Here is a 13709-nt window from a genome sequence, read left to right as displayed (position 1 = left end):
CCATGTCAAATCAGGATTTCGATGCGATCGTCGTCGGCTCGGGCATTTCGGGCGGCTGGGCGGCGAAAGAGCTGACCGAAAAGGGGTTGAAAGTCCTGCTCATCGAGCGCGGGCGATCGATCACGCCCGAGGACTATGTCGGCGAGCACAAGGCTGACTGGGAATTCCCCTTCCACAATCTGGGCGACCGGCATCGCTACGAGCGCGACTATCCGATTCAGCGCAGCTGCTACGCCTTTGGCGAGGCGACCGATCAGTTCTTCGTCAAGGACAGCGCGCATCCCTATGGTCAGGACGCCGAGTATCCGTTCAACTGGATTCGCGGCTATCATCTCGGCGGTCGCTCGCTCACCTGGGGCCGTGTGACGCCGCGGCTGGGCCCGATTAACTTCACCGAAAATGCCGAGGACGGCCATGGCGTCGACTGGCCGATCCGCTACGAGGATATCCGGCCCTGGTACGATTATGTCGAACGCTTCATAGGCGTGTCGGGCCAGTCCGAATATGACGCGCCCACCGCGCCGGTGGGCCGCTTTCAGCCGGGGATGCCGCTCAACCGCTGCGAGGCGCATGTCGCCGAGGGGATTGCGAAAACCTATGCCGACCGGCGGCTGATGATCGCGCCGTCGGCGATTCTTACGCAGGATCTGGGCGACCGCGCGGCGTGCCACTATTGCGGGCCGTGCCAGCGCGGTTGTTCGACCGGATCCTATTTCAGCTCGATCAGTTCGACGCTCCCTGCCGCCGAGGCGACCGGCAATCTGACCATCGTCACCGACGCGATCGTCGAGGGGCTCGATCACGATCCGAAGACGGGCAAGGTGTCGGGCGTCCGTGTCATCGACTCCGCCAAGGGTTCGCGCACCACCTATCGCGGGCGGATCGTCTTCCTCAACGCCTCGACGCTCGGGTCCACCCAAATCCTCCTCAATTCGACGAGCGAACAATATCCGGCCGGCATCGGCAACACGAGCGGGGTGCTCGGCCATTATCTGATGGATCATCTGATGACTGGCGGTGCCTTCGGCATCGTGCCGGGAATGCTCGACAGTCAGCCGATCGGCAATCGTCCCGCCGGCCTTTACATGCCGCGCTTCCGTAACGTCGGGAAAAAGGATGCGCCCTTCCTGCGCGGCTATGGCCTGCAGGGTGCCGCCGCGCGCTCCAACTGGACGCGCGGAGCGATGGCGCCGGGTTTCGGGGCGCCCTTGAAGCAGTCGCTGCGTGAGCCCGGGCCGTGGTTCATCTACATCGCCGGCTTCGGTGAATGCCTGCCCTATTATGACAACCGGCTGAGCCTTGACGCGCAAAAGAAGGACAAGTGGGGCATTCCCATTCTCAACGCGCGGTTCGAGTGGGGCGCGAACGAGAAATTGATGGCCGAGGATATTTCGAAGGAAGCGGTGGCGATGCTCACCGCGGGAGGGGCGGTCGGGGTTCAGTCGATCCGGACGGCGATCCCGCCCGGCGGCCTCGCGATCCACGAAATGGGCACGGCGCGCATGGGGCGTGATCCGAAAACCTCGTACCTCAACGGCTTCAACCAGTCGCATGAGGTTTCCAACCTGTTCGTCACCGACGGCGCGTGCATGACCTCGACCGCGGCGCAAAACCCGTCGCTCACCTATATGGCGCTGACGGCGCGTGCGGCCAATCATGCGGTCGAGCGCATGAAGGCCAATCAGCTCTGATGCCGGCTCTTGCCGCGCGGGGTCATCCGGCCTTGCGCGGCGGAGCAGTGCTTTCGCGAACGATCAGTTCGTGCGGCAGCGTGACCGAATCGACGCCGCCGGCCTTTTTGCTCAATATCGCCAGCAGCATTTCGACCGCCTTGCGCCCGATCGCTTCCTTGGGTTGCGAAACGGTCGTGAGTGCGGGGTGAAAAGCGCGCGCATAGCGAATGTCGTCGAAGCCGATGACCGACACGTCGCCGGGGCAATCGAGCCCGCGCTGGCGAAGCGCCGCCATCGCACCGATCGCCATCTCGTCGCTGAAGCAGAAAATCGCGGTGGGTGGATTGTCCCCGGCGAGCAGCGCATGGGTTTGCTCTTCGCCTGCGTCGACCGAAAAATCTCCGGTCCGCACGATCACCTCATCCCACAATCGCTGGCCGGCGGCGGCGCCCTGGACGCCGCTCAACCGGTCGCGGCTCAGCGGGCTGAGGAGCGGGCCGGTGATGACGCCGATGCGGCGATGGCCAAGGTCATAAAGGTGCTGCATCGCCTCGGCCGCCGCGACCGCATTCGCGATATGGACGCTCGAGACGTTGAGGCCGGGTTCGAATTCGCAGCCGTTCACGATCGGTGCGTCGGCCCCTTGATTGGCGATCATCGCCACTGCGGTGGGGGCGAGGCGATGGCCCAGAAAGATCATGCCGTCGGCTTCGCGCCGGGTCAGCATCGCGGCGTAATATTCCTCGCGCTCGCTGTCATGATGGGTATCGCCGATCAGCAGCGAATAGCGCGCGGCGAGCGCGGCTTCCTCGGCGCCGCGGATTACTGCGGAGAAGAAGGGGTTGGAAATATCGGGCACGGTCAGGATGATGCGCTGCGACCGGGTCGTGCGCAGGCTCTGTGCCGCATAATTCGGGGTATAGCCGAGAACTTTCGCCGCGCGGAGGACATGGCTGCGCTTTGGTTCGTTGACCGATTCGGGGTTGCTGAGTGCGCGGGACACCGTTGCTGTCGAAACGCCCGCTGCCCGTGCCACATCCGCAATCGTCGTCATCCGGTAATCGTTCTCTCATTCTGAGGTTTCGTGCGAAGGCTTATATTATTCCCCTTGCGATTCAACCAGCCTGTTCATAATGTAATCCATTACATAAAAATAGGGAGGGTCGATATGGACGGGTCCGTTGCGCCGCGAGGGCAGCTTTTCAGAATTTCCTTTGCCGCGATCACCGCGACCTCCTTCTGCTTTGTCCTGCGCGCGATGGTCATCGACGACTGGGGCGTCGCCTTCGGCTTGTCCGAAACGCAAAAGGGCGAATTGCTGGGTGTCGGGCTTTGGCCTTTCGCGATCACCATCGTCCTGCTCAGCCTGGTGATCGACCGGATCGGCTTTCGCCGCACCTTCGGCTTCGCCGCCGCCTGCCACATTATCGGGCTGGCGATATTGGTGACCGCCAATGGCTATTGGTCGCTCTATATCGGCACCCTCATCATGGCGCTGGGCAATGGCGCGGTCGAGGCCGCGGCCAACCCGCTGGTCGCGACGCTGTACAATGACGACAAGCCGCGATGGCTCAACCGGCTGCACGCGGCGTGGCCACTTGGGCTGATGCTGGGCGGTGCGCTGGCCATCGCGCTCGACGGTCTGGTCGACTGGCGCATCAAGGCCGCGATGATGGCGGTCCCCGTGCTGATCTATGCGCTCGCGCTTCTGCGGCTGAAGTTCCCGGTCAGCGAGCGCGTCGCTGCGGGCATTTCCTATCGCGAGATGCTGGCGGAGGCGGGCTATATTAGCGCGTTCGTGATCCTTTCGCTGATGTGCCTCGAGATCGGCCGCGTCGCCGACCTGCCGGGTATCGTCACGGTCGCGGCGGTCGCGACGCTAACCGCAGCCTACGCCTTTTACGCGCGGTCGGCGGGGCATCCGCTTTATATTATCCTCGTGCTCGTGATGATCCCGCTGGCGATCACCGAATTGAGCACCGACAGCTGGATCGTCTCGCTGATGGAGCCCGAACTGGCGCGTTGGGGGATCGAGGCGGGCTGGGTGCTCGTTTACACCTCGGCGATCGTGTTCGTCGTTCGGCTTTTCGCCGGTTCGATCGTGCGCGTCGCGACGCCCTTTGGCACGCTTGCCGCGGCGTCGGCGATGGCGGCGGTCGGTCTGTTCTGGATGGCCGGGGCCACGGGCACCGCGCTACTCGCGGCTGCGACGCTTTACGGGATCGGCAAAAGCTTCTTCTGGGGCACCAGCCTCGCCGTGGCATCGGAGCGCTTCCCCAAGGGCGGCGCAGTGACGGTGAACGTCATGGCGGGTGCCGGGATGCTCGCGGCCGGCATTGTGGGTGCCAGTCTGCTCGGGACGATCCAGGATCGCTCGACCGCCGACGGGCTCGCGCGCTACGACCGGACCAACGGGACCGAACTGGTCGCGGCCTATGTGGCGGCACCGAAGCAGGGCGCGTTCGGTTCCTATCGGGCGCTCGATTCTGCCGCGCTGGCGCAGGCGCCCGCGGCCGAACGCCGCGCGGTCGATCAGGTGGTCGTCGAGGCCAAAAAGGGTGCGCTGCGCGATATCGCGCTGCTTCCGGCTTTGATGCTGGTCATCTATCTCACGCTGGTCTTTTTCTTCCGGTCGCGGGGCGGATACAGGCCTGTCACGCTTGCCGCCGCGCGGGCGGAGGCATGACCGGCATGCGTGTCCCGCCGCTTGGCATGGGGATGGCGGGCGGCGGCCCCGGGTCGTTCATTGGCCCGATCCACCGCATGGCAGCCGAACTCGACGGCCGCGCGCGGCTCGTTGCGGGGGTGTTCAGCCGCGATCATGCGCGCTCGCTGGAGACGGGGGTAGGCTTCGGCATTGCGCCCGACCGTATCTATCCCGATGTCGAGGCGATGTTCGCGGCCGAGCGGCGGCGTTCCGACGGCATTTCGTTCGTCACCGTCGCGACCCCCAATGACACCCATCTGCCGATCGCCGCCGCGGCGCTCGCCGCGGGCATCCATGTCATCAGCGACAAGCCGGCGACTGCTACGTTAGACGAAGCGCTGGCGCTGCGTGGGCATGTCGATGCGTCGGCGGCGCTCTATGCGATCACTTACACCTACACCGGTTATTCACTGATCCGCGAGGCGCGCGCGCGCGTTGCGCGCGGCGATCTGGGCAGTTTGCGCCGCATCCATGTCGAATATCCGCAAGGCTGGCTTGCCGATCCGGTCGAGCGGTCGGCGAACAAGCAGGCCGCCTGGCGCACCGCGCCCGCGGCGGCGGGCGTCGGGGGCTGCATTTCCGATATTGGCGTCCATGCGCTGAACCTCGCCGAATATGTCGCGGGGGATCATATTGTCGAACTCCTTGCCGATCTCGCCAGCGTCGTCCCCGGCCGCAGCCTCGATGACGATGCGACCTTGCTCGTCCGCTTCGCCAGCGGTGCGCGCGGGCTGGTCGCCGCGACGCAGGTTGCGGCGGGTGCGCGCAACGACCTGCGCCTGCGTCTCTGGGGCGATCGCGGCGGGCTCGAATGGTCGCATGAAGACAGTCAGCATCTCTATCTGCGCTGGCCCGACCGGCCCGACGAGATTTTGAGCGCCGGTGCGCCCTATCTCGGCGCTGCTGCGACCGCTGCGACCCGGCTGCCCGCCGGCCATCCCGAAGGTTTCATCGAGGCTTTCGCCAATATCTACCGCGATTTCGTCGACGCGATCCTGTTTGAAACGCCCATTTCCGATACGCCTTTGTGCGGCATCGAGGATGGCGTTCGGGGATTGCGCTTCGTTGACGCCGCGCTCCGCTCATCCGTTCAGGGCGCAACCTGGCAGCCGGTCGAAGACACCGGCGCCCGCGCCTGACACTTCTCCCCCGAAAGGATTTTCATGCGAACGATCAAGGGCCCTGCCATTTTCCTGGCGCAGTTTGAAGGCGCCGAACCGCCGTTCGACACGCTCGCCGGAATGGCGCGCTGGGCGGCGGGGCTGGGCTATAAGGGGTTGCAGATCCCGACCGGCGAAAGGCTGATCGATCTCAAGCTCGCGGCCGAAAGCACGACCTATTGCGACGAGCTCGTCGGCATGCTGGCCGACCAGGGGCTCAGCATCACCGAGCTGTCGACGCATTTGCAGGGGCAACTGATCGCCGTCGATCCGGCGCAGGACAGGCTGTTCGACGCCTTTGCTCCCGTGCATCTTCGCGGCAATCCCGAGGCGCGCCGGCTTTGGGCGCATGATCAGTTGCTGCTGGCGGCAAAGGCCAGCCGCAACCTGGGCCTCGACACGCATGTCACTTTCTCGGGCGCGCTGGCCTGGGCGAATTTTTACCCGTGGCCGCAGCGCCCCGCGGGAATGATCGACGACGCCTTTGCCGAACTGGCGCGGCGCTGGCGCCCGATCCTCGACGCGTTTGACGAGGTCGGTGTGGATCTGGCCTATGAAATCCATCCGGGAGAGGATTTGCACGACGGCGCGACCTTCGAGCGTTTTCTCGATACCGTCGATCATCATCCGCGCGCGACCATCCTTTATGACCCGAGTCATCTGCTGCTGCAGCAGCTCGACTATCTGGCGTTCATCGACATTTATCATCCGCGCATCCGCGCCTTCCATGTGAAGGATGCCGAATTCCGGCCCAACGGCCGGTCGGGGGTCTACGGGGGCTATCAGGACTGGATCGACCGCCCCGGTCGCTTCCGCTCGCTCGGCGACGGGCAGATCGATTTCCGCGCCATTTTTTCCAAATTTGCCCAATATGATTTCGCCGGATGGGCGGTGCTCGAATGGGAATGTTGCCTCAAGCATCCGGTCGACGGCGCCCGCGAAGGCGCGCAGTTCATCGCTGATCGCATCATCCGGGTCACCGACCGCGCCTTTGACGATTTTGCTGGATCGAGCGGGGCGGACTGAGCTTTCTCGCGCTCGCGCCCAACAGCGTTGGTGTAAACGATATTCTGCCGAAAATTGGCTCGAAAAGTCGAAGGTTGGTTAGTTTAACGAGCACTGTCGTCCAAAAGACCAATTTGAAATGTAATCGATTACTTGACTCCAAAAATGGGCAGGGATACGTTCGAGAATGAGAGCTGTAGTCGAGCTCAAAACAGAAAAAACAGGGAGAGGGATCATCATGCGTCATTTGCGAGTATATCTGTGCGCCACGGCCACGCTGATCGCGTCGCCGGCCTTTGCTCAGGACCAGGCTGCGGCCTCTGACGGTGACATCGTCGTGACGGCGACGCGCACCGAATCGCTGGCCTCGAAAACCCCGATTGCGCTGACGGCGATCGGATCGGAAGGGCTTCGCGACGCGGGCATCACCAACCCGACCGCGCTTGCCGATATGGTGCCCAACCTGTCGATCGACCGCGCCAACGGCCTCCAGATCACCATTCGCGGCGTGACCAGCACCGACGGTACCGAAAAGGGCGATCCGTCGGCGGCCTTCCTGCTCGACGGCATTTATATCGCGCGGCCCCAGGCGCAGGAGGTCAGTTTCTATGACATCGAGCGTGTCGAGGTGCTGCGTGGTCCGCAGGGGACGCTGTTCGGCCGCAACACGACCGCTGGCGTCGTGCACGTGATTTCGGCGCGGCCGGCCGACAAATTCGCGGCATCCTTCGACGCGACCTATGGCAATTTCGACACGATCCAGGCGACGGCAGTTGTCAATGTGCCCGTCGCGGCCGGGCTCGCGCTGCGCGGCGCGGTGAATTATGATCGTCGCGACAGCTATGTGATCCAGTCGGCGACATCGCCGTTCCCGCTCGACCCCGCGAAGAAGAATTTGTCGGGGCGTTTGTCGGCGTTGATCGATTTCAGCCCCGATATCAGCCTTTTGATCAAGGGCGACTATAGCAGCATTAAGGGACGGCCCACGAACACGGTCCGGCTGACCAATTTCTTTGAACGGCCGTTCGTGGCCGGTGGCCGGCCGCGTTACATCGACATGGGATCCGCGCAACGCCGCACGCGTCTGCACAATGACGGGGTCGAATCCTTCTATGACAATGAAACATGGGGTGTGTCGGCCGAACTCAACTGGGCGCTCGGCCCGGTCGATATGACCTATCTCGGCAGCTACCGCGAGCTGACCCGCCACGAAGGCGGCCCGCAGGACTTTGGCGGGCCGATCGCCTTCCCCGGGGTGTTCGACGGCAATTACTGGCAGAATTCGCAGGAACTGCGCTTCGCCTATAATGATGGCGGACCCTTCACCGGGCAGGTCGGCGGCTATTATTTCAAGGAGAAGTCGGGGATCGGCGCGTTCATCCTCAATCCGCCCTTCATCCCCGGCGCGCTGGCCTATGGTTTCCCGCAAGACCCGACGATTTCGGAATCCAAGGGGGTGTTCGGGCAGGTCAGCTATGAAATCATCCCCGACCTCAAGCTGACGGGGGGGATCCGCTATTCGCACGACCTGAAGTCGCGCGTCGGTCAGACCGTGATCGTCTTTCCCGCCCCGGTCGGAACGATCCCGACCCAGAAAAACACGGCCCGCCGCAATTTCAGCAAGGTGACCTGGCGCGCCGGTCTCGACTATAATATCGGCAATACGCTTCTATATGCGACGGTTTCCACCGGCTACAAGGCGGGCGGTTTCAACGACGGCTGCGAAAAGCAGGGCCCCGCCGACAATGTGTGCGCCCTGTCCGCCGACGATCTCTATTATGATCCCGAAACGCTTACCGCCTATGAAGCGGGTGTGAAGACGCGATTTGCCGACGGCGCGGTCCGCGTCAACGCATCGGTCTTCCATTATGATTACAAAGGATTGCAGCTGAGCTTCCAGTCGAACAGCTGCGGGGGTCCTTGCCAGATGACCACCAACGCCGGCGCCGCCAAGGTCGACGGGGTCGAACTCGAAACGATCATCCAGCCGCACCCCGCGCATCGCTTTGATTTCGGGGTCAATTATCTGAACGCTCGCTACAAGCGCTTCATGCCGCACCCGACGATCGATTATGCCGGCTTCAGTCTCGATCGTTCGCCATCGCTCACCGCGTCGGCGGGCTATAGCTTCACCTATGAAATGGCGAACGGCGGTACGATCGAAGCCGGCGCGCGAATCCGGTTGAACGATGCCTATGTCATCACCGACTTTGCGGTCCCGCTTCCCGGCAAGCCGACCGAGAAGGGGCCGGTCCAGTTTCGCCAGCCGAGCTTTCACAAGACCGACCTGACACTGACCTATACCGCGCCCGATGACCGCTTCTATCTTCAGGCCTATCTGAAAAATCTGGAGAATGAGATCACGCTGTCGACCGCCTCGGCGCAGAATGGCACGAGCGCGGCCTTTGCCGATCCGCGGACCTATGGCGTGCGCGCGGGCGTCAAATTCTAGGCGTCCAGCCTCGTCCTGTGCAGGGCGCAGCCGGAGCTATGCCATGAAATCTGGCCTGCTGTGCGGCTGTCGCCGCACAGCAGGCTCCCATTGTCCCGGAAACGTCAGTTTTTGACACGTTGCACCCGAAAACGGGCAGCCCGAAATGTCGCAACAAGGGGTGGACAGGTATGTTGGATGGAACCCGGAAGACGGCTTCTTAGATCATCCTTTCGATCTGGCTGCGGTGCTGATCAGACCAGGGACTTCAACCGGTCGATCCCCGTTGCCTCTCGCATGATCCGGGCCGCGAGCGCATTTCCGTTTGCGGCATTGGTGAAGACGACGATCGCTCGCCCGCTCCGGGCATCACCGACGCCCAGAGTTTTGAAGATCCCGTAGTTGCTGCCGCTGTGCTGGAACAGCGGACCCGCTTGGGATTGCTCGAGTTCCCAACCCAGTCCCCGCGAAATGTCGCGTCCGCGCACGTCGATGTGGGGGGTGAGCATTGCCTGCCGGGTCGCATCGCTAATTTCCCAGGCCGCCCGCTCTGGCCGGTCCATCATGAGCACCATGAACTTGGCATAGTCGGAAGCGGTCATGAGGAGCCCACCCGCCGAATTGACGAGGAGGTCGTGCGTCGTCGGCAGTGTCTCCGGATTCGTCTCTCGCATCGCTTCCACAGAATCTTCGTACGTCCAGGATCCGATCGGCTTGCGCCGCCTCACAGCGACCCGAAGCAGGCGGTCGCCCAGCTCGCGCGTAGGCTGGAGAGGAAGCGTCTGCTCACCTTCCGGAGGTTCTGAATGGCCGAAAACCACCGACTTTGCGATCTCCTCGTCCCAGCCGAAGCTGCTGCGGGACATTCCGGCCGGGCCGAACAGCTTGGCCTGCATCACGCTGCCGAGGCCCATTCCCATGATCTTCTCGACAACCAACTGGAGCCAGATGAAGGCTTCACCGGAATAGGTGTAGCTCGAACCCGGCGCCCGACTTGTGACGAGCGGCTCGGAAGCCCAGTTGGGCAAGCCGGTCGAATGCTCCAGCACGTGCCGGGCCGTGATGAGCTCGAGATTCGGGTCGCTACCCAAATTCGCCGGCCGGCGATACGCGACGAGCGGCTTGTCGAGGTCGATGAGCTTTTCGTCGACCAGCCGCATCACGACATAGGCGAACACCGGCTTGGTCATCGATGCGGCTTCGAACAACGTGTCCTCCCGCACCGGGTCGCGGGTGACAACGTTTTTCACGCCGAAGCTCCGGCTCCAGGCGAGCCTCCCGCGGTCCACGACCGCGATGGCAGCGCCGGGCACCCCGGCGATTTGCATGAGGCGCGGAAGCTCCCGAACCAGTTCCTCGGACGGGATCCAGGCGGCCTTGCCGTCCGGGCACCGGGCTCGCGGAGTGGCGCGGGCTGAAGCCGCGCCGCCGACGACCAGCGCCGCGGATCCGACCAGCAAGGCCCGCCGCCCGAGCATCGTTCCGGAAGCGCTCATCGTCGATCGCCGCCCAGCCAGCGCATCAGGAGAGCCGCCCGCTTCGCCGGTCGCTCGATGCATTGCTTCCGCTGATGCTCCACGGTCTGTGTACCCGCCTTGCTGCCGAACTGAAACGCGCCTGCGTGGCGCTGGAGCAGGTGAACGGCACGGCGAACAGGTAGGACAAGAGTTTCATTGGCTTCCATTTCCAATCGGTCATCTCGCCTTCGCCGATGAGCGAAACTGGCGACGAAATACTTGCTAGCCAAAACAGCTAACGCTGCAAAGCCGTCCAGGATCAGACGGTTGGCGATGAGAGGGGCGCCGACGTGGACTATCTTGATCAGTTCGCCCCAATGAGTCGAGACGGTCGCAAACCGCAGGTGCCAGTTTTGATGACAAATAGCTGGTTGGGCGGCGCCTGCTCCTCGAATCCCGCCGAAAAGGCGACTGACGGCTGGCGGCCAAAACCGAAACTTCGGTGCCAGCTTGCTTAAACCGGCCAATTGCCCTTACCAACAAGCGGAGTTGCTGCTCTCGGCCCATTAGGGGAATAGATGATGCGTCTGGTTCTGATCGCCGCCTTGCTGGCCTCTGCCGCTTCCGGCCCCGCCTGTGCGCACGAGGAACCGGCACCGGTCGTGCAATCGAAGCCGGTCCCGAAAGAGGAGCTGCTGAAGCCGCCCGTCGACGCGGTTCACTATGTCGTCGTGTCCGAAGCCGGCAAACACGGCAATCAGTGGCGTTGGCAACTTCCCGATGGCCGCACGGCCTATCGCTGGTCGCAGGAACTGCGCGGCTGGATTACCGAGATGGATCAGGTGACGAGCTTCGGGTCCGGCGGTGGGATCACCGCCTTGACCGTCCGCGGCGTAACCATGTCGGGCGACGCCGCCGAGGAGTTTCGCGTCGCAAACGGCCGTGCGACATGGAAAACGGCCACCGATTCCGGCGAAGCTGCGGCCGGAGGCTGGTACATACCGGCGGGCGGCGTTGGAATAGCTGGCGCACCCATGATCGACGCGCTCGCTGCGGCGGGGGATGCCGGCGTCGATTTCCTGCCGAGCGGCAAGGGACGGATGACCTTCGGTCCGACGCAGACTATCCAGGGGCCGAGTGGCCCGAGGAAGGTCCAGCTTGCTTTCATCAGCGGCATATTGCCGTCGCCGCTTCCCGTGTGGCTCGATGAAGACAAGCATTATTTCGCCGACATCAGTTTTATCTCGGTGATGCCGGCGGGCTATGAAGGCGCGCTCAAGCAGCTTCGCGATGCGCAGGATGCTGCAACTGCGGAAGCCGTCGCGGGCATCGCGAAACGATTTCTGTCGCCGGCTGCAAGGGCGCCGGTTCTGTTCGACAATGTCCGCCTGTTCGATGCCGACAAGGGGGCGTTTCTCGCCAATCGGGCGGTGCTCGCACGCGATGGCAAGGTCGCCGCAATCGGTGCGGCCGGATCGCTGAAGGCGCCCGCCGGAACGCGGGTCATCGATGGTAGCGGCAAAACCCTGGTCCCGGGCATCTGGGATAGTCACCTGCATATCGGTGACGATTGGGACGTGCTCTCGAACGTCGCCAACGGCATCACCAGCTTTCGCAGTCCCGGAACGACCCTCGATCGCGCGGTCGAGGCGACGAAGCGCCGGGCTGCTGGCGAACTGCTGATGGGGGAGCCATTTATCTCCGCCATCATCGACAAGAAGGATCCGCTCGCCGCGCAGGGGGCCGAGGTGGTCAGCAGTGCCGAGGAAGCCGTGGCCGCGGTGCGCCGGATCAAGGCCGCCGGTCTATGGGGCGTCAAATTCTACACGTCGATGGATCCGGCGTGGATTGCTCCCGCTGCCGCCGAGGCGCACCGGCTCGGCCTTCATGTCCACGGCCATGTGCCCGCCAGGATGAAACCGAGCGAAGCTGTTGCAGCAGGTTATGATGAGCTCACGCACCTCAATTTCGTTGTGATGGAAGCAATGCCGCGGGAGGTGATCGACAAGGCGAACACGCGGCAGCGGGTCGAGGGGCCGGCGCGCTATTTCAAGGATGTCGATCTCGACGGGCCCGTCATGTCGGGCTTCGTCGCTGACCTCGCCCGGCGCAAGACCCTCGTGGACCCGACGATCGTCATCTTCGAAGGCATGCTGACACAGGATGGCGGAAAGCCCCAGCCGGCTTACGCGCCCTATATGGGTATCATTTCGCCCGTCATCGAACGCTCCGTCTTCACCAGCGGTGGCTATCCGCTCGTCGAGGGGCTGACGCGCGACGATTATCGCAAGAGCTATGCGAAGATGGTCGAACTGGTCGGCCGCCTGCACAAGGCGGGTGTTCCGATCGTTGCCGGCACCGACGGCTGGGGGATTGAACTGGTCCGCGAACTGGAAATCTACCAGCAGGCCGGTTTCAGTGCTGCCGAGGCGTTGCAGAGTGCGACCATTGTCCCGGCGCGGGTGGTTGGCGCGGACAAACGCACCGGTTCGATCGCGGTCGGCAAGGAGGCCGATATGGTCCTGGTGAACGGTGATCCGTCGACCGAGCTCGGAGCGCTGCGCCGCGTCGCGATCGTCGTCAGTGACGGCTATGTCATGGACGCTGCCGAGCTTCGAAAAGCCGCCGGATATAGCGGGTCTCCCAAATAAATAGCCTTCGCCAGCGTTGCGATCAACCTTGGCGGCATCGCCGGGGCGCGAGAATATTCAGCCTCAATCGCTCCGTTGATTTGCAAAAAACACCAACCTGGTGCCGGGATTGAACTGGCGCGCAACAGGGTCGCGGGGCTGATCGGCCCCGGGCCTCATGGCAGGCGGTTTCGTCCCGGAAACCGGACGGGCTGCCGTGGGTCAACAGGATCTCAGTTGCCTACGGCCACCACGGCCTCGATTTCGATCAGCGCGCCGAAGTGGAGCGGGCGACAGGGAACAATGGACCGGGCCGGGCGATGCGTGCCAAAAAATGCTGCATAGGCCCGGTTCGCTTCGTTCCAATGAGCGATGTCGGTCACATAGACGGTGCACCGGATGATATCGTCGACGTTCGCGCCCACCACACGACCAATGGCCGCGATGTTTGTGAGCGCGAAGGTCACCTGGTCCGCGATGGGAACGTTCGCGGCATCCGGGGTCTCGCCGGTCACCCCGAGCTGGCCTGAAACATAGAGCGTGTCGCCGTGCAGGACGGCCTGTGCGTAGTGCCCTCCGGGCGGAGGCGCTTCCGCGCAGCGTATTTCAGTTGTCTTCGGGGTTTTCATCTTGATCTCCGACATAA

10 protein-coding genes are annotated in these 13709 nt (G+C 63.4%); 6 read left to right on the top strand and 4 right to left on the bottom strand.

Annotation, left to right across the window (positions count from 1 at the left end; genetic code table 11):
• Window positions 1-2 precede the first annotated feature (2 nt).
• Complete coding sequence (locus AC1RRJ_RS19935) at window positions 3-1691, top strand: GMC oxidoreductase (RefSeq protein ID WP_493125960.1); 1689 nt, start codon at window positions 3-5, stop codon at window positions 1689-1691.
• Between the two features lie 22 nt (window positions 1692-1713).
• On the opposite strand, the gene AC1RRJ_RS19930 is transcribed toward AC1RRJ_RS19935, so the two are convergent.
• On the bottom strand, window positions 1714-2727 hold the full coding sequence (locus AC1RRJ_RS19930; RefSeq protein ID WP_493125958.1) for a LacI family DNA-binding transcriptional regulator: 1014 nt from the start codon (window positions 2725-2727) through the stop codon (window positions 1714-1716).
• A 114-nt stretch (window positions 2728-2841) separates the two neighbouring features.
• Here AC1RRJ_RS19930 and AC1RRJ_RS19925 point away from each other — a divergent pair, with 114 nt between their 5' ends.
• The 4 genes from AC1RRJ_RS19925 to AC1RRJ_RS19910 all read left to right on the top strand — a co-directional run bounded on the left by AC1RRJ_RS19925 (window position 2842) and on the right by AC1RRJ_RS19910 (window position 8997).
• Window positions 2842-4359, top strand: a complete 1518-nt coding sequence (locus tag AC1RRJ_RS19925; RefSeq protein ID WP_493125956.1) for an MFS transporter — start codon at window positions 2842-2844, stop codon at window positions 4357-4359.
• Window positions 4356-5519 (top strand): Gfo/Idh/MocA family protein, encoded by a 1164-nt coding sequence (locus AC1RRJ_RS19920; RefSeq protein ID WP_493125954.1) that lies wholly within the window; start codon window positions 4356-4358, stop codon window positions 5517-5519. The genes AC1RRJ_RS19925 and AC1RRJ_RS19920 overlap by 4 nt, the downstream gene beginning before the upstream one ends.
• A 24-nt stretch (window positions 5520-5543) precedes the next feature.
• Window positions 5544-6566: a sugar phosphate isomerase/epimerase family protein gene (locus AC1RRJ_RS19915; RefSeq protein WP_493125952.1), complete on the top strand. Its 1023-nt coding sequence runs from the start codon at window positions 5544-5546 to the stop codon at window positions 6564-6566.
• 217 nt (window positions 6567-6783) lie between these two features.
• Entirely contained in the window at window positions 6784-8997 is a 2214-nt protein-coding gene (locus tag AC1RRJ_RS19910) for a TonB-dependent receptor (RefSeq protein ID WP_493125950.1), read from the top strand.
• A 233-nt stretch (window positions 8998-9230) separates the two neighbouring features.
• On the opposite strand, the gene AC1RRJ_RS19905 is transcribed toward AC1RRJ_RS19910, so the two are convergent.
• Window positions 9231-10472 carry a serine hydrolase domain-containing protein gene (locus tag AC1RRJ_RS19905; RefSeq protein ID WP_493125948.1) on the bottom strand — a complete coding sequence of 414 codons (1242 nt, stop codon included), beginning with the start codon at window positions 10470-10472 and terminating at the stop codon, window positions 9231-9233.
• Entirely contained in the window at window positions 10469-10960 is a 492-nt protein-coding gene (locus tag AC1RRJ_RS19900) for a hypothetical protein (RefSeq protein ID WP_493125946.1), read from the bottom strand. The genes AC1RRJ_RS19905 and AC1RRJ_RS19900 overlap by 4 nt, the downstream gene beginning before the upstream one ends.
• A gap of 51 nt (window positions 10961-11011) precedes the next feature.
• Between AC1RRJ_RS19900 and AC1RRJ_RS19895 the strand changes: the two genes are divergently transcribed.
• On the top strand, window positions 11012-13084 hold the full coding sequence (locus tag AC1RRJ_RS19895) for an amidohydrolase family protein (protein ID WP_493125944.1): 2073 nt from the start codon (window positions 11012-11014) through the stop codon (window positions 13082-13084).
• Window positions 13085-13296: 212 nt separating this feature from the next.
• On the opposite strand, the gene AC1RRJ_RS19890 is transcribed toward AC1RRJ_RS19895, so the two are convergent.
• The gene (locus tag AC1RRJ_RS19890; RefSeq protein ID WP_493125942.1) at window positions 13297-13707 is read right to left on the bottom strand and encodes a RidA family protein; all 411 of its coding nucleotides are present in this window, start codon (window positions 13705-13707) and stop codon (window positions 13297-13299) included.
• Between the last annotated feature and the right edge of the window lie 2 nt (window positions 13708-13709).

The sequence above is a fragment of the Sphingopyxis sp. GW821-FHT12C06 genome, from assembly GCF_058807415.1.
Note: the sequence above shows the minus strand (reverse complement) of the source record. Positions and strands in the feature narration are given on the sequence as shown.